The organism is Bacteroidetes bacterium GWF2_43_63 (assembly GCA_001769275.1).
In the GTDB taxonomy this organism is placed as follows: Bacteria; Bacteroidota; Bacteroidia; order Bacteroidales; family DTU049; genus GWF2-43-63.
The window spans coordinates 80675-105320 of sequence record MEOQ01000005.1 but is presented as its reverse complement, the minus strand read 5'-3'; the positions used below and the strand labels follow the sequence as shown (position 1 = coordinate 105320).

General features: G+C 42.5%; 21 protein-coding genes. 11 read left to right on the top strand and 10 right to left on the bottom strand.

The genetic code is table 11. The features are described 5' to 3' along the window. Window position 1: 1 nt before the first annotated feature. On the bottom strand, window positions 2-1504 hold the full coding sequence (locus tag A2W93_05320; protein OFY56294.1) for a hypothetical protein: 1503 nt from the start codon (window positions 1502-1504) through the stop codon (window positions 2-4). A gap of 345 nt (window positions 1505-1849) precedes the next feature. On the opposite strand from A2W93_05320, the gene A2W93_05315 reads away from it, so the two are divergent. From A2W93_05315 to A2W93_05285, 7 genes are all read left to right on the top strand, one after another. Beyond that, a complete protein-coding gene (locus A2W93_05315) occupies window positions 1850-2353 on the top strand; it encodes an RNA polymerase subunit sigma-24 (GenBank protein OFY56293.1) in 504 nt (167 codons plus the stop codon). Then, the gene (locus A2W93_05310; GenBank protein ID OFY56292.1) at window positions 2350-3351 is read left to right on the top strand and encodes a hypothetical protein; all 1002 of its coding nucleotides are present in this window, start codon (window positions 2350-2352) and stop codon (window positions 3349-3351) included. Before A2W93_05315 ends, A2W93_05310 begins: the two co-directional genes overlap by 4 nt. A gap of 54 nt (window positions 3352-3405) precedes the next feature. Then, on the top strand, window positions 3406-4791 hold the full coding sequence (locus A2W93_05305) for a hypothetical protein (GenBank protein OFY56291.1): 1386 nt from the start codon (window positions 3406-3408) through the stop codon (window positions 4789-4791). Window positions 4792-4922: 131 nt separating this feature from the next. Then, a complete protein-coding gene (locus tag A2W93_05300; protein ID OFY56290.1) occupies window positions 4923-6371 on the top strand; it encodes a hypothetical protein in 1449 nt (482 codons plus the stop codon). Between the two features lie 82 nt (window positions 6372-6453). Next, on the top strand, window positions 6454-6930 hold the full coding sequence (locus A2W93_05295; GenBank protein OFY56289.1) for a hypothetical protein: 477 nt from the start codon (window positions 6454-6456) through the stop codon (window positions 6928-6930). 213 nt (window positions 6931-7143) lie between these two features. Next, on the top strand, window positions 7144-8145 hold the full coding sequence (locus A2W93_05290) for a 3-oxoacyl-ACP synthase (GenBank protein OFY56288.1): 1002 nt from the start codon (window positions 7144-7146) through the stop codon (window positions 8143-8145). A gap of 110 nt (window positions 8146-8255) precedes the next feature. After that, the gene (locus tag A2W93_05285) at window positions 8256-8423 is read left to right on the top strand and encodes a 4Fe-4S ferredoxin (protein ID OFY56287.1); all 168 of its coding nucleotides are present in this window, start codon (window positions 8256-8258) and stop codon (window positions 8421-8423) included. Window positions 8424-8665: 242 nt separating this feature from the next. Here A2W93_05285 and A2W93_05280 read toward each other — a convergent pair whose 3' ends face one another. Next, window positions 8666-8962, bottom strand: coding sequence for a hypothetical protein (locus A2W93_05280; protein ID OFY56286.1), 297 nt, complete (start codon window positions 8960-8962; stop codon window positions 8666-8668). Between the two features lie 211 nt (window positions 8963-9173). On the opposite strand from A2W93_05280, the gene A2W93_05275 reads away from it, so the two are divergent. Next, on the top strand, window positions 9174-10286 hold the full coding sequence (locus A2W93_05275) for a hypothetical protein (GenBank protein OFY56285.1): 1113 nt from the start codon (window positions 9174-9176) through the stop codon (window positions 10284-10286). Window positions 10287-10289: 3 nt separating this feature from the next. Here A2W93_05275 and A2W93_05270 read toward each other — a convergent pair whose 3' ends face one another. From A2W93_05270 to A2W93_05250, 5 genes are all read right to left on the bottom strand, one after another. After that, window positions 10290-10817 carry a hypothetical protein gene (locus A2W93_05270; GenBank protein OFY56284.1) on the bottom strand — a complete coding sequence of 176 codons (528 nt, stop codon included), beginning with the start codon at window positions 10815-10817 and terminating at the stop codon, window positions 10290-10292. Window positions 10818-10906: 89 nt separating this feature from the next. Then, window positions 10907-12820: a hypothetical protein gene (locus A2W93_05265; protein OFY56283.1), complete on the bottom strand. Its 1914-nt coding sequence runs from the start codon at window positions 12818-12820 to the stop codon at window positions 10907-10909. 71 nt (window positions 12821-12891) lie between these two features. Then, a complete protein-coding gene (locus tag A2W93_05260; GenBank protein OFY56282.1) occupies window positions 12892-13650 on the bottom strand; it encodes an NAD(P)-dependent oxidoreductase in 759 nt (252 codons plus the stop codon). Beyond that, window positions 13647-14969 (bottom strand): hypothetical protein, encoded by a 1323-nt coding sequence (locus A2W93_05255; GenBank protein ID OFY56281.1) that lies wholly within the window; start codon window positions 14967-14969, stop codon window positions 13647-13649. The genes A2W93_05260 and A2W93_05255 overlap by 4 nt, the downstream gene beginning before the upstream one ends. After that, window positions 14966-18643, bottom strand: coding sequence for a phosphoribosylformylglycinamidine synthase (locus A2W93_05250; protein ID OFY56280.1), 3678 nt, complete (start codon window positions 18641-18643; stop codon window positions 14966-14968). The genes A2W93_05255 and A2W93_05250 overlap by 4 nt, the downstream gene beginning before the upstream one ends. A gap of 427 nt (window positions 18644-19070) precedes the next feature. Here A2W93_05250 and A2W93_05245 point away from each other — a divergent pair, with 427 nt between their 5' ends. The 3 genes from A2W93_05245 to A2W93_05235 are packed head-to-tail and all read left to right on the top strand — an operon-like array spanning window position 19071 to window position 21337. Then, on the top strand, window positions 19071-19634 hold the full coding sequence (locus A2W93_05245) for a hypothetical protein (protein OFY56331.1): 564 nt from the start codon (window positions 19071-19073) through the stop codon (window positions 19632-19634). Further along, on the top strand, window positions 19624-20259 hold the full coding sequence (locus A2W93_05240) for a hypothetical protein (protein ID OFY56279.1): 636 nt from the start codon (window positions 19624-19626) through the stop codon (window positions 20257-20259). The genes A2W93_05245 and A2W93_05240 overlap by 11 nt, the downstream gene beginning before the upstream one ends. Window positions 20260-20263: 4 nt before the next feature. Next, complete coding sequence (locus A2W93_05235; GenBank protein ID OFY56278.1) at window positions 20264-21337, top strand: hypothetical protein; 1074 nt, start codon at window positions 20264-20266, stop codon at window positions 21335-21337. 99 nt (window positions 21338-21436) lie between these two features. On the opposite strand, the gene A2W93_05230 is transcribed toward A2W93_05235, so the two are convergent. Genes A2W93_05230 through A2W93_05220 form a run of 3 tightly spaced genes read right to left on the bottom strand, consistent with a single transcriptional unit; the run spans window position 21437 to window position 24512 of the window. Then, on the bottom strand, window positions 21437-23653 hold the full coding sequence (locus A2W93_05230; protein ID OFY56277.1) for a hypothetical protein: 2217 nt from the start codon (window positions 23651-23653) through the stop codon (window positions 21437-21439). A 3-nt stretch (window positions 23654-23656) separates the two neighbouring features. Beyond that, entirely contained in the window at window positions 23657-24178 is a 522-nt protein-coding gene (locus A2W93_05225) for a hypothetical protein (GenBank protein OFY56276.1), read from the bottom strand. 13 nt (window positions 24179-24191) lie between these two features. Next, a complete protein-coding gene (locus tag A2W93_05220) occupies window positions 24192-24512 on the bottom strand; it encodes a hypothetical protein (GenBank protein OFY56275.1) in 321 nt (106 codons plus the stop codon). Window positions 24513-24646 lie beyond the last annotated feature (134 nt).

Sequence of the window (24646 nt, the reverse complement as noted above, 5' to 3'; positions counted from 1 at the left end):
ATTATTTCTGATTTTTCATTTCATCAATCTGTTTCTGCAGTTCAATCACATAAAGCGAAAGCTCTTCAACTTTTTTCAGCAGCATCAAATTCATTTCCTGAACCGACATGGTTTGTCCTACCACCTCAAATTCTGCCGGAATGCCAGGAAGATGGCCGTTTTCGAAAATATATTTTTCAAGTTCTAAAATAGTCATTAACGAATAATCCGGTTTGAAAACATCATCCCACCAATTGGTGAGTGTCACTTCCAGATCCTGACAGATTATATTTCCATTAACCCGCATCAATCCAGCACCTAATGTCCCAGATGTATTGCTGCGTGCACCGATTTCAATCACGCGTCGTTCATAGATCTCAGCGTCTGTAAGACTTACGGTGGTGTTTGCTCCTGTTGATATTGGAATGATAAACATTTTCCCTCCGGCATCAGTTGCTATCACTCCTCCGCCATAACCGGCAGCGGCTTCACCAGTAATGGTCCATACCGAAGGTTGCCAGGTGTTGGTGCGGGTGCGGGTTGCATTCATGCCCATGTAGCTGATTAGCCATCCGGCATCCTGATTTACGGCACTGCCAAAACTGATCTGTTCGTAGCCGTTGCCAATCACCAATTTATCTGACGGAGTTGACGTGCCAATTCCGACATTGCCCGGTAAATTTACGATGGTAGATGGTCCAACAAAAAAAGAAGGAACCTCATTCGACTGATTGAAACCAACCATCAAACAGTTCTCCTTTGTGTTTGTGAAAAAATTATTGCTACCTGTTCCCGATCCGATTGTAATGGAGTTCTTTCGCGCCGATCTGATGTAGCTGCCAATGGCAATACTGTTTTCTATCCACGCTCTTGCGTTGTTGCCAGCGGCAAATGAATTATTTCCTGTTGCAGAACTAGTGAATCCTATACTGACGCCCGGATATGGCATTGCTGAAGATGCAGACTTTCCATATATTTTGCGGGAACAATAATCCACCACAAGCGTTGTGTCACATCCAGTAGCCGGGTCTCCATCTTCTTTTCCAAAAACAATCATTCCATTGTTTCCAACAATTTCCTTGGCCGATAACAATTCTGTTTTAATTATTTCTGTGCCTTTAATCTCTGTTGCTGAAATTGAATTGCCCACTTTCAATGAATCAGCAATGACCATGTTTTCATTGACTATCATTTTTGTTCCAACCGTGAGCGAATCCTGAACAATCATGCTACTGCCCACCGACAATTTTGATCCAACCGAAAGTGAATCTGTCACCGACACGCTGCCATCGAGTTTCGAATTTCCGTTCACCTGCAGTTTCTCAGTGGGACTGGCAGTGCCTATACCCACGTTTCCCGTGTCGGGCAGCAGGTTCACTTCGTTCTGCACCTGCGCATTGGCTGTGTTTGTGAGCAACAGCATGAAGAACATTGTTGCAACAGCAATTATACAAGTGGTTGCGGAAAACTTGCTGCTCTCTCTACAAATGGCCGTTTCCGGGCGTTTCAGAAAATTGAATTTCATAATTGTTTTATAGTTGAAGCTGCAAGAATATGAAATAATTTTTTATTTGTCAAATATTTTTAATTTTTTGTATGTATTATTCAATTTTTTAATGATGATATCAACCAATTTATAGTCGTATCGCATTTCATTAATAATGTAGCACATTTAAATCGCAGTAAAAATCAAACCCTGCATACCCGGTATTTGTTACAATGAAAGCGGGACATTGTGCTTTATGCTCTGTAAGCACTAACGCTGCCTTTTTAACTTTAGAAACTTGATTAACTTTATAAACTTGGCTTCCCCCTGTAACATTTCGTAACTTTACTCCGTCATAGGCCTGTAAAGTAACCAAACCACCTGATGGACCGACAAGAATATAACCGTTGCGTTGAGCTGTATTCCGATGCAGTTTACCGGTTTATCCTGAAAAATACCGCCGACAGTGAAGAATCGGCCGATATCGTTCAGGAAGCGTTTGTCCGCATGTGGGAAAAATCGGAAACGGTTTCTTTCGAAAAAGCAAAATCCTATCTGTTCACTTCGGCCTATCACATTATGATCGATTACTTCAGAAAGAAAAAACGCTACTCAACCGGCTTCGACATGGAAGACGACAGCCACTGCTGGCACCCGGCAGCCGATGAGAAAGCGTCGTCGTTCGACCTGAAGGCCATTCTGAATGAAGCACTCGACAAACTTCCACCCATGCAGAAATCGGTGATTTTGCTGCGCGACTACGAAGGATATTCCTACGAAGAAATTGGTGAAATAACCGGCCTGAACGAAAGCCAGGTGAAAGTGTACATCTACCGCGGACGCATTGCATTGAAAAATTACATAAAAAGCCCGGACCTTATATTATGATCAGCCACGGAAACTATATGGAACGCATTGTTGATTACTACGACGGAAAGCTGTCGCTGAGCGAGTCTGATGCACTTATGGATTTTCTGGAAATGAATCCGGCGCTGCATGAGGAATTTCTGATGTTTGGTGAAGCCATGCCGGAATCTGCCACCGAAGCACCTTTGAGAGCTCCCGCCTCGCTGCATGCACAACTGAAAAGCATTCCCGACAACGTTTTTGTTCTGACCGATGAATTGCTGGTGGCTTATGCAGAAAAAGATCTGGATGCATTCAATATTAAAAAAGTCGAAGAGGCAACCGATCAAAACCCGCAACGGAAGCGCGATCTGGAGATCATCAGTGCAGCACGTTATGAGGCAGATGAAGCTATTTCCTTTCCTTATAAAAATAAACTCTTACGCAAAGAGCCGGTTGTGTTTTCATTGCGCAGAATGATGTATTATACATCGGCAGCAGCAGCTATTTTTATTCTCGTATTTTTTCTGTGGCCGGCATCAAGTCATAAATCAGGCATTCAGAGCGATTCTCACGTATTTGCCAACCTGCATTTAATAAACGTTGCAGATGAAAGTTCATCTGATAACAATTCGGAAAATCCTTCCGAATCACAGACGTATTATTATCAGAATGCACCGCAACTGGCCGACAACACTACAAACTCTGATAGAAATCACGAACATATTGCAACTATGTCGCCGCGTCAGGCAGGACAGTTACAAGAAATTACACAAATGACTACCGGCAATATCGATGATGTTCGCAATGAATATCTGGCCCTCTATGATATCATAGAAATGAAAAATACAAATGCGGATAACAGCAACCCGCAAACCGGCACCCTTACCGCTTGGAAGGACTGGGGTAAAGGAATTTTAAACGGAGAATCCTCCATCGCAAACACCCCAGCCGACATTTCGCTGCGAGATGTTGCAACATTCAGCTACAGTAATATTTCTCGATTTGCTTCTGAGAGCCTCTCTCTAAGCCAGAAATAAAAACAGCTGTAACTTTCGCACGTCCTTCTTCGTCCCATTACAAAATCACAAACTATGAAAACTCTTGTTTTAATTACTCTGATGACTGTCACCTGTACTGCCATGTTTGCACAACAGATTGTTGACAGCTTTACTAAAATTAATGTGACGGGCGACATCGAAATAACCGTCAAAAACGGGGACGAACACGGCATCTTTTTTTCCGGTTCGGAAGCTAGCCGCGATGGGCTCATTTACAATATCAGCGGTGGTGTTTTGAATATCGATGCCACAAAAATGACGGAAGCAATAAACATGAAAATCACAGCCCCGGTGATAAATGAAATTTCACTGAGCTCAGTGTCACAACTACATTCCGAAGGAATTATCAACACCCAAAAGTTAAAGCTTACTTCGGAAGGGGCAGCCGAATTTCGCATGGATTTGCAATGTGAAACATTGAGCCTTGATCTTCAGGGCGCATCAGAAGCGTGGTTGGGGGGCAATGTTAATCATTTGATTGCGCAACTAAAAGGGGCAGCCGAAGTACACGCCTACGAACTAAGCGCAAAATCGGCTGAAATTTATACCGAAGGAGCATCCAGCATGAGGGTAACTGTCACTGATAGTCTCAAAGCCACAGGCAGCGGCGCTTCTGAAATTGCATACGAAGGAACACCAACCAACGTTGATCTGAATATTGAAGGAGTAGCAAGCATAAAAAAACGCAGTGGTGAAAGTGTTGGATCGGCCTTACCTGACGAAAACGCAAACAATCAAACCGGCAATTGTGCTGAAAATGATGATGACAAATCCCGTGAATTCAATGGTCACTGGGCCGGCGTTGATCTGATGATGAACAGTTTCGTTTCGAAATACGGCGATATAAATACAACGCCCGGATACGATTTCATGGAAACTGATCTTGCAAAATCCATTGGAGCCCAGATTAATTTCATGGAATTTAATATCCCCTTTGTTGAAAAAGAAAAAATGGCCATTGGTCTGACAACCGGCCTTGGTTGGAGCATGCTGAACTATCGCCTGCAAAATGATGTTCGTCTGATTAATGATTCTGCAGTGCTTATGGCTTACTCCGACACCGTTTCAAATACAACCAGAAGCAAACTCACCACCTCATATCTCATCATGCCGCTTATGCTGGAATTCAACACCTCCGGCGAAAAGAAAGATAATGGATTTCATCTGGGAGTCGGCGCTTTTGGCGGAGTCAGACTTGGCACACACAGCAAAGTTGTCATTGACGATCGTGGAGACAAAGACAAATTCAAATCAAACGGCAGTTTCCATCTCAATCCTTTCAAATATGGCCTGATGGTCAGAATGGGCTGGGGACCCCTGAATCTATTCGCAAACTATGCACTCTCTGAAATGTTCGAAAAAAACGAAGGCCCCGCGGTTTATCCCGTTGAGTTCGGACTTTCCTTCGACATCAACTAAATACCCTACTAAACTCATGACTTGTAAGCCTGCCTGTGCGCAGGCTTTTTTGCTTTAGTCGGAATAATTAAGGATATAAATATATTTTCCCTATTTTTGAAGTCTAAATTTCTCAGAAATATTGCTGCACCATGAAATACTTTTTATCTGTTGTACTCTTTCTTGTTAGCTTCAGTTCTTTTACCCAAACCTTGCTGAAACAAACACAAGCGTTTGGAATGGATGTTCCGGCAGTCGTGATCATTGATAACGGTCAGAAAATTCTTGTTGGATCATACGACACTAAGCTATATCTGATCAACGCAACATCAGGCGCAACTGAAAAGGAAATTCCCGAACACAAAGGATTTGTTCTGTCTCTTGCGTATAATGCAAAAACAAATACCGTTGCCTCAGCTGGCTGGGATCAGCGAATCATTCTTTGGGATGCTGCCACCATGACAAAAAAACTTGAGATTGCTGCTCACAACGACAGAATTACAGCGCTCAGTTTTTCTCCTGACGGATCACGTCTGGTCAGTGGTAGCGAAGATAAAACCATTTGCGTTTGGGATGTAATGACAGGTGGAGAAATTTTCAAAATTACCGACCACCTCGATGCCGTAACAACCGTAACTTACAGCAAAGACGGCAACAGCATTGCCTCCGGTGGATGGGACAAAATCGTAATGCTGCATTCTGCCATTGACGGAAAACTGATAAACACATATAAAGGACATCGCAGCTCAATAAATTCCGTCGATTTTTCTTATGCCGGCGACATGCTTGTCTCAGGCTCCGACGACAACAGCATTTCAATCTGGCGTACCGATTCGGCAAAATCAATTGCAAAATTTGACTTTTTTAAACTTCCGGTAACAAAAGTTAGTTTTTTCCCGGGTGACAAATATATTTTCTGTGCCGATGGCAGCGGTGAGCTCAAAATTTACAATGTGTCAAACCGTTCACTTCTGACTCAGAAAACCATTCACAGTGGAGGTGTAAAAGACATGTATATCAACTCCGCATTAGGTCTTATGGCAACCAGCGGATCAGAAAAGGTTGTGAAATTATGGAATATCAATGAGTATCTGTATTTCGACTGCGTTAAAGAGAAGACAAAATCGCTTCAGGAAATGGCGAAACCCAAAGGCGAATTTGAAACAAGCGAAATGTATGAGCGACGAATGAAAGAATATGATATTAAGAAAAGTGCATTGGTTTCGGAATGTACCAAAGAAGCAGATGCAATCCGCAAAGCCAAACAGGAAGAGCTCGACAAAAAAACACTGGGCACTTATTCTTATGTGTATTTTCCGATTCAAAGTTTAGGTGCATATGATGCTGACAAACAGGAATATCCTTTCTATTTCAATGGCCAGGCCGGAATGATAAAACTTAGCATCGACGATGCAAAATCGCTTAAATCAAACATGGACAAGGCAAAAGTAAAAGCGATTAAACGCGTTGTAAACGGGAACACGGAATATATTAACACAGAGTTTATTCACCCCGTAACTGGCAAAAGCATTGCCTTCGGACGCCATGTTTCGGCGACAGAGGATCCTATTTTAGGTAAGTTCTTGCAATCCAACCACTAAGTCCGGACGGAAAAGTCGTTAATTTGGTTTTGTATTCCGCAAATTATTCATATCTTTGCAGCCCGTAAAAATGGGGTTCGTGATGACGTCTGATCAATACATCATTCATTTCACAGGATTAGCAGCAGGAATGCATGACTTCTCCTGGAATGTTGATGGAAAGTTCTTTGAAGCAGACAATTATTTAGGAGTCACTGATGCCTCCGTGCAGGTTAATTGCAAGTTGCAGAAGTCGGACAGACTGATGGAGCTTGATTTTAGCGGCGAAGGCACCATAACACTTCCCTGTGACCGCTGTCTGGGACCACTGGAATTGAAGATTAATGCTTCAAGAAAAGTCATAGTCAAGGAATCTGAACTGGAAAATTCTGATAATGATGATATTTTCTTTGTTAACAGACAGGATTATGAGTTTTCGGCAGAGAACTGGATCAGGGAAATGATACTTCTTTCCTTACCGATGCGCAATGTGCATCCCGAAGACAAGTGTGACAACGAAATGATTGAAAAGCTGGACAATCTGTCAGACGACAGCGGACTGAAACCTCTGAATGAATAAAAATTAAATTGCAATGGCAAATCTCAAGTATCGTTGGTCAAAGACCAGAACCCGTAACCAAAGAGCGAATTTCAAAGTCGAAGCTCCTACTTTTGCAGTTTGTTCAAACTGCGGAACACCGGTGCTTTACCACCATGTTTGTCCTGAATGTGGCTTCTACAAAGGAAAACTGGCAATTGAAAAGGCCTCATAATTCACTAATCTGCCTAGGAAATGAGTAAAATAAGAGCAGCTATCACCGGGATAGCCGGTGCTGTGCCTGATTATATCCTGACAAACGAAGAGCTTAGCCGCATGGTTGACACTACGGATGAATGGATTATGACCCGGATTGGAATTAAAGAACGTCATATTCTTAAAGAACCAGGCAAGGGCTCGAGTGAACTCGGAGCTGCTGCAGTTAAAAAACTGCTCGAAAAAACCAATACTAAACCTGAAGAAATCGAATTGGTAGTGTGTGCCACTGTCACACCTGACCATCAATTCCCTGCTACAGCAAGCATTATTAGCGACAAAGTGGGCATTAAAAATGCTTTTCACTTTGATCTTAATGCCGGATGCAGCGGATTTCTTTTTGGGCTGGCCACAGTTACCGCTTACATTGAATCAGGCCGGGTAAAAAAAGCCATTCTGATCGGTGCTGAAAAAATGTCATCTATTGTAGATTATACCGATCGTGCCACTTGCCCCATCTTTGGTGATGGTAGCGGTGCCGCCCTCATTGAAGCTACTGAAGAAGATTTCGGCGTCATGGATATGAAGCTCGAAAGTGATGGCGTTGGCCGAATTCATTTGTATCAGAAAGCGGGTGGAAGTGCCTGGCCTTCTTCTGCTGAAACGGTTGCAAACCGCGAGCATTTTATTTATCAGGAAGGACAACCTGTTTTTAAATGGGCTGTTTCTAAAATGGCCGATACCGCAGTTGAAGTTATGGAGCGCAACGGTCTCACTTCAGAAACCCTGCAATGGCTCGTACCACATCAGGCAAATCTCCGCATTATTGAGGCAACGGGTAACCGCATGAATCTCCCGAAAGAAAAAGTGATGGTGAATATTCACAAATACGGGAATACCACTGCCGCTACACTGCCGCTTTGCCTTCTCGATTATGAAGATCAGCTGAAAAAGGGTGACAACCTCATCCTGGCTACATTCGGAGCCGGATTCACATGGGGAGCCATTTATGTTAAATGGGCTTACGACGGAAAAAAATAATACCGACGAGGCGCCTTACGGCGCCTTTTCTTTTTGTGTTTTTTCAGAATATTTTCTACTCGTTTGACAATTATGTATATCTTTGCATCCTAAGTTAAAAAAACAGAGTTATGGCTTACGTTATTTCAGAAGATTGTACTGCATGCGGTACCTGCATCGATGAATGTCCAGTTGAAGCAATCAGCGCCGGAAATATTTATAAAATAGACCCGGATATCTGCACCGACTGCGGTTCATGTGCTGATGTTTGCCCGGTTGAAGCTATTCACCCGGAGTAATATTCGCCCAGCAGAAAAAACTGAAGGCTGCCCGCAAGGCGGCCTTTTTCAATTTGTCAGCATCTGCCATATTGGACAATTAATGTTGATGCCTGTCGGAATATCAGATGCCAGGTTTCATATGCTTTTTGCAGATCTTTTGCTTATAGATTTTCCAGGTTGCCTAACCTGCATTCCGATCAAATACAATGTTAAGCTGCTTCTAAACGACCAGCTTAATTTTCACGGACAAAACTAAATAATCAACCTCCGCAAACGCTGATGCAATGCAGAAGATTACTTATTGCATCCGGCTTCAGGCTATAATAGGTGTTTTTACCATCGCGGCGCGACAGTAATACTCCTTTAGATTTCAGAATATTCAAGTGATGAGAAGCAGCTGCCTGCTCTATCTCCAGCTTTTCGTATATGCTGGTCACATTCATTTCCTGTTGCTTTTCGAGCATTGAAATAATCTTGATTCGGACAGGATGGGCAATGGCCCTTAATCTTTGTGCTATGTCCTCAATTTTTCTGATATCAATTTCTTGCTTTGCCATCTATAAAATATTTATTATTAATGAGCAAATATAGATAATTATTTAAGAAAAGCAGACTTTTGAAAAAAAAATTGAAAGAAATACATATTTTATCGATATTTGTTCTGGATATGTATGCGAAACCTCCATCTTTTCACGGCATTCAAATAGAGCAACCATGATTATCATTCCAGAATACTTGTTGTTACCTGACTCTACGATCAGAAGCGGCATGGCAGTGAAAACCGGAACCGACGGTACTATTCTGGAGGTCTTCCCGTCTGAGTATTGTGAATTGATTGAAGCAAACTCCTACAGATGTTGCGGATTGTTGATACCTGGCCTTGTAAACAGCCATTGCCATCTTGAACTCAGCTGGTGCCGTGGCTTGTACCCCGAACATGCCGGAATGGAAGCATTTTATGGGGCTATGAGTGGCGTACATTCAAGAAGACCTTCCGACAAAATAATCCTTTCCGATATTCAGCGTGCTATCGATGAACTGCAGCGGCAGGGCATTGTGGCGATAGCAGATATAAGCAATACGGATATTACACTGAGTGCAAAAATCAGAAGCAATATTCATTTTCATACATTCCTTGAAGTATTTGGCACTAATCCCCGCGAAGCAAAATACCGGTTCAACGACTTGCTGTCACTGCAGAATGTATTCGCTGAAGAGAATCAAAGCTGTTCGCTGTCGGCACACACGCTTATAACACTTTCAGAGACACTAGTGTCGCTTCTGATGACCCGGATAGCAAAAGAAAAATCATTTCACAGCATACATTTTCTTGAAAGCAATGAAGAAAATATTCATTTCGAAACGAAGATTCCTGTTCGGAATGTCCATGGAGCTGAAGCTGAAGCATCGCCTTTCGACTCCGCTGCTGAAGCCGCCTGCAAATCATTGCCATCTTCAAACAAAGTCATGTTCGTTCACAACACTTTTGCTGACAAAAAAACGATTGAAAAAATTATTTCCTGTTTCCAGGATCCATGGTTTTGTTTCTGCCCGGCTTCGAATCAGTTTATCACCGGCAGTTTGCCGGATGTTCCAATGATTCATGCATTGACTCCGAATATCCTCATTGGCACTGACAGTCTTTCATCGAATCATGAGCTAAACATGTTTAAGGAAATTGATATTCTGTTGCAAAAATTTCCGGCATTGAAACCAGAAATATTGTTGCAAGCCGCCACGCTGAATGGGGCTAAGTTTCTGGGCATTGACGATCGTTTCGGAAGTATTTCAAAAAACAAAAAACCCGGGCTGGTATTGCTTGAAAATTACCAACCCGGGCTACGAGAGTTCAGTTCACTCAAAGTGAAAAGACTCATTTAATTTCTACCACTCATCGTTTCTCAAAACTTTAGGTTCCATGCCTTTTTTCATACTGGCAATGATTTCCTTTATTTGAGTGTCGACCTGATTCAGGTATTCATCACATTTGGGAGTGTATTGCGGATCGGCTTTATCGAGCCAGCGTTCCAGCGGAAACATTGATAAATCCTTCTTTCTGAATTCATCAAAGGTGAAGCGATAACGGCCTTCCTTGGCTTCAATTTTCAATTTGTATTCAACAATAATATTCGATGTTAAGACATTTCCGTCAGCATCGGTTTCCTTCATTGCAAATCTGTGCGCACAAAGGATTACTCCATTTTCAGGATCGCGTAAAGTAGTTACAGACTGAGGATTTTTATAAAAAGAGTTTATCCAGGTGATGGCTCTGTTGTACAGGGTGTCTTTTATCCCTTCCATTGTTACAACTTCTCTGTAGGTAATTTTTTTAGTGTCTGGATCCAAAGACACTTGAGCATTGGCGGCCAGCACCGACAATAAAACAATTGAAAGAACAAAAAGCTTTTTCATACAAATAATTTTGCGGGGTATTACAAATTTAATTCCAAAAAATCTGAAGGACTAAATTACTCAATTTTTTAAAACTTTCAGGGGTTGACTTATTTCCAGTACAAATTCCCGTCGTCGTCCATTCCGATTTTGCCATTATCCATCATCCACCGGATGGCGCTGGTGGCTTTTTCGCTATCCATTGAACCAAACATAGCCAACACTTTATCGTAGGGCATAGGAGCTTCTCTCAGCGCCGGTTTAACGCGATCGAGCACTTCGTTGAATTTATATTCAGACAGCCCGGTATCGCTGCGTTTTTCGCAAACATCGCACATAGCACAACGGCGCGATTGTGTTTCGCCGAAATAATCAAGAAGCAGCTGGCTGCGGCAGCGCGTTGTACCAGACAAATAGGTCTTCATCGATGCCAGTCGTTTGATTGCTTCCTCTTTTCGGTTATAATAATGGTCCTGTGAAAAAATAACATTCTTATGATCAATGCGGTCGCTCAAAAATGTAATTCGGGGACTGTCACTGGCAGCTTCATACACGATTAGACCTAACTTATTCAGTTGCTTAAGTCCTTTTATCACAATCATTTTGTCGGCATTCATTTTCCTTGCGATTGAAAATTCATCAATCCGCACAAAATCAGTGAACAGACCCGTGTACATGCGCAGCAGCAAATCAACGAATGGGCTCAGTTCGCGGTTTTCGACCTGAAAGCGATAAACATCATTTTTGTCAGCCAGCATTTTCACTTTCGACGGAGTATGAATTGCTTCGCTGAGTGAAACATATCCTTCCTTTTCGAGAATGCGTATGCCATTAAATGTTTCGACCGGAGGGAGTGAAAAGCGGTTGCAAAAATCGGCAAGTTCAAAATTCCATGTTGACAATTTTCCTGTGCCTGTAACAATCTGAAAATAATTGCCCAGAGCGTTATAAGCACGCGAAATGAATTCCGGATCCGGAAACGATGCTTCCACGTTTTTCTCTGCTTCAATAATATCGGCTTTGTTCCACAGAAGCCATGCCCACGACATATTGCCATCACGGCCACCGCGGCCGGCTTCCTGAAAATATGCTTCGATACAATCCGGAATATCCATATGCACCACCAGGCGCACATCGGGTTTGTCGATACCCATACCAAACGCATTGGTGGAAACCATCACTCTTACTTTGTTGTTCAGCCATTCGCTCTGACGCTTATCACGCTCGTTTGGCAGCAATCCGGCATTATAAAAATGCGCGCTGATGTTATTCCTCACCAGGAAATCGGCATATTCCTTTGTTTTTCGGCGGTTACGGACATACACAATGGCTGTGCCTTTGTGTTCATCAAGCAACTGCAGCAAGCGCCCTGTTTTATCCTCTTCCTGAATGGCATTATAAACAAGATTGCTGCGATAGAACGATTGTTTAAAAACATTTTTCGCCTTGAAAGCCAGCTGCTCCATAATGTCATCGACAACTGCCGGAGTTGCTGTTGCTGTGAGTGCAATTACAGGTACGTCAGGAATCAAAGAGCGGATCTTTGAAATATTGCGATAAGGAGGGCGAAAATCAAAACCCCATTGCGAAATGCAATGAGCTTCATCGACAGCAATTAACCGGACTCGCATTTTTTGGATTCGCAGCAGAAACATCTCGGTTTCAAGCCGCTCGGGGGAAACATATAAAAACTTAGCCTCACCGTAAATGCAGTTATTGAGAATCGTTTCAATCTCATACTGGTTCAGCCCACTGTGAATGGCATAAGCAGTAATGTTTCTTTTTTTCAGGTTTTCAACCTGATCTTTCATTAATGCAATCAGCGGTGAAACAACAATGCACAAGCCATCCTGCGCCAATGCCGGAATTTGAAATGTAATGGACTTCCCTCCTCCGGTAGGAAGCAACGCAAGCGTATCCTTTCCGTCCAGGACGGAGAGGATAATATCTTCCTGCATGGGGCGAAACATTTTGTATCCCCAGTATTGCTGAAGCACTGATAATATCTTAGCTCTGTTGTCCATCGTATAAATTCAAATGTAAAGAAAATTTTTCAAACAGAAGAATTTCTCAAGAATCAGAGAAACACACCGACTTATTCCTTGTGGATAACACCAGCACAAGCCTGGGCGGCTGGCATAAGCAAAATATCGTTCACATTTACATGGGGTGGTAAAGATGCAATATAATGAACTGCTTCGGCAACATCATCTGGCGTTAAAGGTGTAAACCCTTTGTAAACATCAGCGGCTCGTTGCTGATCGCCCTCGAAGCGAACCAGACTGAACTCAGTTTCCACTGCGCCCGGAGCCACTTGCGAAACTTTTACGTTGTGTGGAAGAAAATCGATGCGCATACTTTTTGTAAGCGAATCAACCGCAGCTTTTGTTGCACAATAAACATTTCCATTTGCGTATGACTGGCGCCCTGCAATGGAGCCGAGGTTAATGACATGACCGCTTTTACGTTCAATCATCTGTCCGACAACCGCACGGGTCAAATAAAGCAATCCTTTCACGTTTGTATCAATCATCTGTTCCCAGTGATCAATGTTGCCTTCCTGCAACGAACTTAATCCTCGTGCAAGGCCTGCATTATTTACCAGAACATCGATTGCTTTCCATTCGACAGGGAGTGAATCAATGGCATTGACAACATCATCTTTAACTCTTATATCAAACGACAGCGTGAGAAAATTATCACCGTACTGTGAAACCAGACTGTCTTTCAACTGCGAGAGGCGCTCAGAGCGACGTCCACAGAGGATTACCCTGTTGCCACTGGCTGCAAATTTCTTCACACATGACTCACCAATACCGCTGGTGGCGCCGGAAACGAGAATTATTTTATTCATTCAACAACTTTTTTAATTTTAAGCAATAATGCAATTTTATTAAAGTCGATTAGCAGAAACAACATTATAAAAAGAAACGGCAATAAAGGAATTCTATATCGCGCAAGAGCACCAAGAACAGGTGTAGTGAGTCCGGTAATTACTGATAATACAATAACAAAGAAAAGACAGAAAAACAGGATGCGCGCATTTTGCACTTTTCTCTCATGGAAAATAACCGCCAGTAATAATGTTACGACAATGACAATGTTCTCAATTAACACGGGGACCATAATCATTGTGTTAATATCCGCAGGGAAAGGTCTGAAAAGCGTGTTTATTACAGCATTTGGGGAATACTGTAAAAAACTCAGAAAATTCGGTTCAAGCGGAATCGGATCAATCATGCTTCCGGCATTTGAATAAAGGGCAAGATTGACAAAATCATGAAGTTTATTGGTGATCAGCTGAAATACATTGAAGTCGGCATTGATATTACCTGCAAGTACCGCGAGATTAATAAATACCAAAAGCGAAATTAATTGTTTTGCAAACGCATGCCTGTTGTTTGTAAGGACTATCCATGTGTTGGCTATCACCACCGGAAGCATTACAGCCAGGACATAGGTCTTTGTAAAATACATCAGCACCAAACTAAACAACAACAATAAAACCCTGAATACATTGAATGAAATAAACAGCAGTTGTTGATATGAATACAGAAAAATACCCATGGCGAAAATCAGAATACTTTCTTTCAGTATGCCAGAACTCCAGAATACAACGGAAGGGATAAGAAAAACTGCTGCATACAATGCAAGCGCTTTAGTGCTGAAGTACTTGATAAAAGTCTTGAAAAGCGCCAGCAGCCCAATGAAACCCAGAATAATAAAAATGATATTGTGAACCTGAAAAAAGCCGAATGAAAAAAGCCGAATGAATGCATTAATTCGGATAATGGTGTGAGTGTCATTATACATTACAGTCTGATACTTGAGATACCAGTTGTCCATTTTACTGTAGTAGTCATCAAAAAAACGCTGATTGTCGTCGTTGATGCCACTCAGCATGGTAAAATAATCAGAAGGCGATGTCTTGAGCACATCATACATCACTTTACTGTCATCGAAATAGCGAAAAATATCAGCATCATTTCTGCCGGAATAATACGATGTATAAATGAATGTAAGACCCAATCCGGCAATAACCTTCAAATAGAAGGCAGCCAGCACCCATCTCTTTTTAATTCCGGGCAAGAAAAACGGCCTCCACTTTAAAATCAGCAGCGTCATTACTGCAACTATAGCAAGGCAATATAGAATTTCAGCTGCAAGCATCATTTGCTATTCGCCTCAATCCAGTCGTGTGCAGCAACAAAAGCGTGCGCCCAGGGCGAAACCACATCGGTGTTTGCGCCTGGTTTGTAATATGCCCACTGCCACGGAAAGACTGACCGTTCTATATGAGGCATCATGGCCAGGTGGCGCCCATTTGATGTACACAAGGCCGCAGCATTGAAGTCGGATCCGTTCGGATTGGCAGGATATTCCTCATACAAATACTTCATTGGGATGATGTAATCGCTCTCGTTTCCTGAAAGGCTGAAACGGCCTTCTCCATGCGCAATCCAGACGCCCAGATTCGAATCAGAAAAAGCTTTAAGCATCACACTCTCATTTGGGAGAACGTGCACCCCAACAAATCCGGATTCGAACTTGTGAGAATTATTCCAATGCATTTCAGGTTTTATAGTATTTTTTTTCTTCTCATTAAAAATACCGAGTTCAACCATTAGCTGACAGCCATTGCAAATGCCCAGGCTCAATGTATCGGGTCTTGCATAAAAATCGTCAAGCGCTTTTTTCGCTTTAGGATTATATAAAAATCCAGCAGCCCAGCCTTTGGCAGATCCAAGTACATCGGAATTGCTGAATCCACCAACAAAAACCAGCATGCTTATATCATGCAGATCTTCGCGTCCTTCAATCAAATCGGTCATATGCACGTCGCGCACGCTCATGCCAGCCATATACAGGCTGTAAGCCATCTCGCGATCACCATTCACGCCTTTCTCACGAATTATGGCGGCCTTTACATTTCTTTTCTTCACTTCAGGCAAACTGCCATTGAAGAATGGAGGAAACTCATATTTCAGCGGCTGCTTATGATAGTTTTTAAATCGGTTCTCAGCCATACCTGGCTTTGTTTGTAAACGATCAAACAGGTATGATTTCCTAAACCAAACATCACGCAATTTGTCAATATCGAAATATTCGTACTGAACATTCTTGATGATTTTTAGTACTCGCTCGCTGATCACACGGCCAATCGGGAAGAATGAAACATTTTTACTGTAAAGAAAATCGACAACAAATTTTGTGTCTTTTACCTGAATCAATACACCCGGTTTTTCAGAAAACAGAATGGCTGAAATATCAGTTTCTTTAATGGTGCTAATGTTGATATCGAGCCCCACATGCGGGTTTGCAAAGCACATTTCGAGCAATGAAGTAATCATTCCTCCGGCGCTGATATCGTGGCCTGAAAGAATTTTATTTTTCAAAATCAATGTCTGAATTGCATTGAAAGTATTTGAAAAATATTCGGGATCGGGCACATCAGGAGCGTTCTGCCCAACCGCATTCATTGTCTGATAAAAGATACTGCCACCCAGAGCAAACGGGCCTTTGGTGAAATCGATATAAATTAATGTTGAATCAATCTCTGTTGTCAACACCGGTTTCACCGTTTTTGTGAAATCAGTACTCTGCGCAGTTGCCGACACAATAACGGTTCCGGGAGATTTTACCATGGAACCATCTGGGTATTTCTGCGTCATTGACAAAGAATCTTTTCCTGTCGGAACATTGATTCCAAGGGCGATACAGAAGTTGCTCAATGCACTGACGGCATCATAAAGCCGTGCATCTTCGCCCGGATTTTTACAAGGCCACATCCAATTTGCACTGAGCGAAACGCCATGCAACCCATTTTTTAACGGTGTCCAGACAATATTGGTAAGAGATTCGGCAACACTCAGCCGGGCACCTGCACCGGCATCGATCAACCCAGCCACTGGTGCGTGACCAATAGAAGATGCAATCCCAAATTTGCTACTGTAGTCCAAAGCTGCAATTCCAAGATTGTTGAGTGGCAATTGAACTTCGCCACAACACTGCTGCAGTGCGACTTTGCCGGTTACGGAGCGATCAACTTTGTTGGTCAGCCAATCCTTGCAAGCTACGGCTTCAGTGCTTAATACATTATTCAGAAAAATATTGAAATCGCGCAACTCATAAGTTGGCTCATTATATTCCTGTTCAATATGTCGATCTTCGATCACCGTCTTTGGTGTGCAGCCAAGTAAATATTGGAGTTTCAGATTGAAAGGCTTGCGACCGTCTTCGCCTTCAAAAGTGAGTTTGTGATTGCCTTTCACCTCGCCGACAACATACAATGGTGCGCGCTCACGTGCAGCGATTTTTTCGATCAGCGGAAGCGATTTTTCACGCACAACCATTCCCATGCGTTCCTGCGACTCGTTGCCGATAATTTCAAGATCTGACAGGGTCGGGTCACCTTTTGGAAGTTTATCGAGAAAAATTGTGCCGCCGGTATCTTCGACAAGTTCGCTTAAACAATTGAGATGTCCACCAGCACCATGATCATGAATGGAGACAATTGGATTGTCGCTCGATTCAGCCAAAGCACGCACAACGTTGTAAACACGTTTCTGCATCTCGGGATTGGCCCGCTGAACAGCGTTTAGTTCAATCGAATTCGTGTATTTTCCGGTTTCGACCGATGACACAGCACCACCACCCATGCCAATGCGGTAGTTATCGCCACCCATCAAAACGATGAGATTTCCTGGTGCCGGTTTTCCTTTGATGGCCTGTGATTTTACTCCGTAACCAACCCCGCCAGCCATCATAATAACCTTGTCAAAAGCGGTAAGTGTCTTGCCTTCGTAATGTTCGAAAGTAAAAAGACTACCAACAATCAGCGGCTGGCCAAATTTGTTTCCGAAATCGGAAGCGCCATTGGATGCCTTTATTAAAATTTCTTCAGGTGTCTGATATAAAAATTTGCGACGCTCCGGAATTTTTCCATCAGCATCGGCAACGGTCTCCTCGAGTTGAGGCTTCGAAGTCATATAGACTGCGGTGCCAACCAGTGGCATACAGCCTTTTCCCCCTGCCATACGATCGCGGATTTCACCACCGCTTCCGGTCGAGGCGCCAAAGAATGGTTCTACGGTGGTTGGAAAGTTATGTGTTTCTGCTTTAAGCGAAATAACAGATTCTACTTTGCGCGTTGTAAATTCGGAAGGAACATCATCGTGCTGCGGGCAAAAAAGTTCAATTTCCGGCCCGTCGATAAATGCCACATTGTCTTTGTATGCCGAAATCACATCGTTCGGATGCTCCTTGGTGGTCAACTTTATCCATTGAAACAGCGACATTTCCATTTCTCTGCCGTCAATAATAAACTGTCCGTTGAAAATTTTGTGACGGCAATGCTCGGAATTCACTTGAGAGAACCCAAAAATTTCGCTGTCAGTGAGCTTCCGGCCAATTTTCTTACTAATGTATTTTAAAAACCGGACTTCTTCGAAATTCAAGGCCAGACCTTGCTGTTCATTATACTCTTCGATGTGGTCAATAAATTTTATCGGTTCCGGCTGACGCTCCTGATTGAACATTTCCGGAGTCAGACCACTGTATTCCATTTCCAGCATGGGGTCCATCTTGCCGGATTTGGGACGGAACATCTCGATGCGCTCAATGCCTGCCAGTCCCATGTTGACTGTAATTTCAACGGCATTGGTGCTCCATGGAGTTACCATTTCGCGGCGTGGTCCAATAAATTTACCTTTAATTCCTTCCGTAGTTATTTCAGAGCAGCTACCAAACAGCCACCTGAATTTTTCCACATCTTTGTCCCCCAACTTACTGCGGCTCTGCACTACAAAAATGAGCCCTTCGCTTTCCTGCTTAAAAAATGTTAACATTCTTCCCGGGATTATTTTGCAAACCTAAGGGAAAAAACGGAGATGTGCAAATGTTAAATGCAGTCTATCACAATACTTTGAATATCACCGCAAAAGATTAAGAGACTGTCAAAAACAGTTCACTGTTACGACATTCCACCGTTCCGGCCACACTTAACCCTCGAAGAGTTCGGAACTCTTCGAGGGTTTTCTAAACAGGCCGGAACATGGAACCGTCGTAACAACAACAAAAACAACGGTTCCATGTCCTTCAGCGCCTACGTCGCTTTCGGACGGTGGAATGTTGTTTTTGCTTCCAACATCATTTTTAGACAGACTCGTAAGATTTATAAATCACCAAAATCGGGAAAATTTTTTATAACTTTCCAAGCTTTTTGCAACCTTTTGGAATCTCGTTCTACTTTAGTACAGAATTTTGAATAACAGCGTGGAATTTACCGATCAGCACAGAGAACTCATTGAACAGTGCCGGCGTGGAGAGCGGAATGCTTTTCGCGAAGTGTACCGCTTGTATTCAAAAAGCATGTACAATGTTGCATTACGTATGACAGGACTGGCCCACATAGCAGAAGACATTCTTCAGGAAGCATTCACCGATGCATTCAGCACACTGAATAAATTCAGGAATGAAAGCACTTTCGGAGCCTGGCTCAAAAGAATAGTGGTGTTTAAATGTTACGACTATCTGAATTCGAAAAGTGCCGGGTTTGAATTTCTCGACGACATGGAGCGCTTCGATCAGCCCGATCAGGAGCCGGATTTCAACGAAGAAGAAATGGCCCGGGAAGTGAAACGCATTAAAGAAGCCGTTCAATTGCTGCCTTCGGGAAGCCGCACGGTGCTTACGCTCTACTTATTCGAGGGCTATGATCATGAAGAGATTGGACAAATTTTGAAGATATCGGAATCGACCTCGAAGACTCAGTATATGAGAGCGAAACAGAAACTGAAAGAAATACTTACGCAATCCCCCTTACACAATGAAAGATAATCTTGAAAAATTCATTTCGCAAAACCGGCCGCGGTTCGATGACGAAGATCCCTCGCCTGCGCTGTGGGACCGCATCGAAAGCAGTGTCCCTGCTCCTGCGCGTGTGGTCAGAATGCGACCGCTCACTTACGCGGCATCGATTGCGGCTGCGTGTTTGATCGTCTGGATCGTCGCAACCCTTGTATTGAAGCCCCGGACATTGGATGCTGAAAAAATTCTGTCGCTCGATAAATTAAAACCGGAACTTCAAAGAAAACCGCAAACCGATACCGTATTTGTTCCTGTCCTGGTTAATCCATCGGCCATTGCGTCGAACAATAGCGTTGTAAATACGCCGGACGATAATATTTACGCCGAAATTACCCGATACTATGATTCTGAAATTGCAAAACGCAAGGCCAAACTGCAATCAGTTTCGCTGGAAGATGAAAACGTTATGAGCCAGGTACAGGAAGAGCTTGCCATGATTGACACCCTCAACGCACAAACACGACGTGAACTCGGAAATGGCATGAACGTAGGGATGGTAATGGAACAACTTGTTCAGAATTACAGACAGAGTATTGACATTCTCGACATGATGCTTGAACAGGTGAACGAGGAATATGCACAGATAAATGAATGAGTGTATGAAAGCAAAACTGTTTTTTATTGCATTGTGGATACTGGCTTCAGGAGCGGCCTATGCACAATATTTTGTCGCAAATAAAACTTATCACGGCAGTTATTCTGCTGCTGCAAATTCTCAAATTACAATCGATAATAAATATGGAAACGTAACAATTATTCCATCACAAAACGATTCGGTTGTATTTGATGTGATAGTAGAAGTTACTGATAAAGATATCATTGAAGCAGAAGACCAGCTTGCTCAAATCAATCTGAGAATGGGGTCTTCAGGATATTACATTTATGCTGCAACAGAATTCAATGGCAGTCGCAATGATTTCAAAACCGACTGGAAAATGATTGCCGGCGCTGTTTTCAATAGTAAAAAAATGGTAAGGATTGATTATGTTGTAGCAGTTCCTGTTGGCGTTTCTTTAAAAATCAACAACACCTACGGAAACATTATCATGCAGGATCATTCCGGAATTCTGAATATCGATCTTACGGGAGGAAACTTCACAGCCGGCATTCTGAGCGGTAAAACAACACTCACATTCAACGGCGGAAAATCACAGATTCTTGCACTGACCGATGCAACTATAAAGGCGGACATGAATGAAATGCAGATTGAAAGCGTGTCTTCGGCCTGGTTCGATTCACGCGGTTCGCAATTCACCATTCAGAAAGCCGGAACAATAACGGTGGATTCGCGCCGCGACAAATGGTTTATCGGTAACGCAACACAAATCAGCGGCTCAGGCAGTTTCAGCAATTTCACCATCAACCAGCTGCTGAAAGACTGCAACATGAAAACCTTTTATGGCAACCTCACGCTTTCGGCCGTTGACAGCGGATTTCACAGCATCAACCTGATTGCCGGAAGCAGCGATGTGAGTATTGCTCTGCCTCCAGGTATTGTTTCGCAGTTCAATTGCGATCAGAAAAAAACACGGGCCATTCTGCCGGCACGGCTGAATCTGAAAACTGAAACCATTGATGAAAAAACGCAGCAGTACCGCACAGGCAATGTTGTTGAAAATGCAACATCGTTTGTCAATCTGAATGTGAGCGGCGGATCGGTCAATGTTTACTGAGTGGTGAGGCAATAGTCAAAAGTCGTTAGGAATAAGGAGTGAGCGTTGCGCATTGTGCCGCATGCCCGGAGTTTATCCCGACAAAGGCGGGACCTCATGCTATTCCTTCACAAACCTCAAAACCTTCACTCCTCCGCTGCCGGTGATTCGCAGCATGTAGGTGCCCGAAGCGTAAGAGCTGAGATTGAGATCAAGGACAAGATTGAGGTCGGCGATATCGCTGAAAACGGTTTCGCGTTTAACGCCAGTCATGTCGTACAGTTCAATGGTGAGCTGCTGTTCATTTTCCGAAACAACCGTGAGAGTGGCGCTGTTGCCGCATGGGTTTGGATTGAGCCACACACCCACCGCAAGCTCTGTCGCAGCCGTTGTATCGTACATGTAAAAATCTTCCCACAGCGGCATATCAAAATCCTCTTCCTCATAGCTATCTTCGGAATACACAATGGGTGCGCGCTTTTCCATGGGTACACTGATCAATGTGTCGTAGTAACAACCTCTGTAATTCTCACTCCAGGGAGGCGCCGCCATGTTTTTATATGAAACCCAGCCGCAGCTGTAGCTCTCTATCCGCGCCAGAAAATGCGCGCCCGCATCTACGCGGAAGCCGTCTGTGAGTTTTATGCTTTCTCCTGCCTTGAGGGAGACATCGCCATTGTATCCGGGAATATAATGCCCATTTAAAGGAAACAATGCTTCATTTGAAACAACCATATCCGTCTCAATGGTGCTTATTGCTTTTATCTCTTCCGGATTGGCCGTAGATCCGTATTCTATTCCACCACCAAAAGGATAATACATCGGATAATACGCAGAAATATTTCTGTTGTTTTGATTAACGTAGGAAGGAAAACTATAATGCTGCCCTTCATAATCAAATCCATGTGGGAAAGCCAGACAGGCGAGATTGTAGAGGAGCATGTAGTCAACACCGGGAAAAACTCCAGTTCTATCACTGCCTAGATTCTGTGAATTCAGATCTGCGTCATATTTATACTCAACTGCCCATCCATTTGAAAGATAATGAACCTCATCTGGCCATTTATACTTATGAGGCCCCCCGCAAGGAGCTGTTGACAAGTGTTCTAATAATTTCGAAAACGGATACCCATATTTCTCTTTGGTCATGTCTTTGTCAAAAAGATAACCATACAGAAGCAGATACATCACATTCCACTGATTATTGCGACTTAAAATAGTAATGATAGCACTAGCACTGGCGTTAAAATTCATTCCGGTTGCGCCCGAAATTGATACCAATTTAATATACATGTCGCGGTCAAAATTGTTTCCGATATTTGATCCAACATTGGCTGCCAAAGCTGAAGAATATGCAGTAAAACCAAGAGCATTTGTTGCTGTTGGAAGACCAAACATTTTATCTACACTTTTTCCAAGGGCATAGTAAATCCCTAAAGAATTACCTCCATTTGGCCATAGGATATAATCCATATCAGGGTAACTCATCTGAAATGGGTAGACTTCTCCTGTGGCAAATGTTAGAATCTTTTGAGCAATTTCTATTGCCTTATACTTAATGTTGGGATTGTCCACGCATTTTGCTACCAAAGCAAGCCCCATGAATGTGCCAACTATTTCATCATTGCTGATGAATTTGTCCGATTTCCAATAATTCCAATATGACTCCTCTTTGTTTGCATATTCTGAAACTAAGTTTTCAAATCCATCTGTCTGACTATCATGGTTAAGGTAAAAATAATTATTTTCAGACTCATATTTTCTAGAGCATAGAATTACATTTGATTCAATTGCAAACGGATAGCCTCTTCTTCTGTTCACATATTCATCAACGTAGTCCGAATAATCCCCAGATATCAAACCCTGATTAAAATAGTCAGTCATCGAACTGCTTAGTATTGGAGGAACATCATTCCGGATGAAAAAACCATTATACAATTCAAAAGGATAATTCCACGGTTCAATGTCTTCACAATTATCCATCCTTATAAGTGCATCAAGAGCCAGATTCAGTTCATAAAGCGTTACATTTGCATCAGCAATTTGACCATTATCTTTCAATAATTTATATTCCGTTGCCAGAAGCCCAATATAATACCCATTGATTTTTCGCGTCTGCCCCCATTCCGCTCCATTATATTGAGCAATATCATCATCTTGCCCATTAGAATTTCTCGATGTCATCAGAACAGAATTCCCTTCATCAGTTCCCGGATAAACAAAGTATTTCAACCTGTCTCTGTAAAACCAGTACTTAACAGCATTATCATTAAACACCTGCGAATACACACTTAGTGTGCTTCCAACAACCATAAAAAAAATAGCAATATTTTTCATATTCTATTCTTTAAACTTAATTTCATATACATCGCGGTCATCATCTAGAAAAAGCCACATTTCATTGTCCGTGAGTCTTGTTATTTTAAAATTAACGCTTCCTTCTTCTGGCGTCATCAATAACGGATAAAAGTGTCGCCCGGGATACCATGAAGTATCAATCATGTGATTTTTCATTGGAATATATACATCCTTATCGATTTGAATAAATGTCTGATATCCTGTAGCATAGCTTATTAACGAATCATTGCATTCGATAAAACCAGATACTTCCAAGGATGGAGAATCGTCAGGTCGTTCATAATACGGAGAATAAATTTTGAAACTAAGATCGTAATACGACTTCCAGTAATTTGTCAGATCCTCTCCATTTTTTGAGATATATTCAATCCGGTATGTCCCATAAATTCTTTTCATCACCGACCTGAAACTTACTTTCGGTCCATCCTCAAATTTACTGCAACCAAAAGCAGTAGTGAGAATAAGCGCAAGCACAAAAATATTTCTGATTGATTTTGTTTTCATTAGTTGTGAATTTTTACGCGCGTTCAACGTTGGGTTTGTTCAATTTAAGCGGATTAATCACTAAAGCAACTGGAATATCATCCTCGCATTTATCCATCCGTATTAATGCATCCAGTGCCAGATTCAGTTCCTGTAGGGTAGCGGTAGCATCAGCATTTTGACCGTTGTCTTTCAGTAATTTATACTCCGTAGCGAGCATACCAATATAATAACCCTGCAATTTATGCGTATTTGCAGTCTCAATGCCCTTGAAAATCGGATAATTATTAGCATAGTCCTTATACGAATTCCGGCAGGTCATGATTACAGATTGCCCAGGTTCAATTCCTGGCATGACAAAGTAATTTAATCTGTCACGATAATACCAATATTTCGTCTGCGAGTCATTAAATGACACTTGGCAAAACAGCTGATATGAAATGATAATATTTAAAAGACAAATGAAGATCGTTTTCATGATTTCGAATT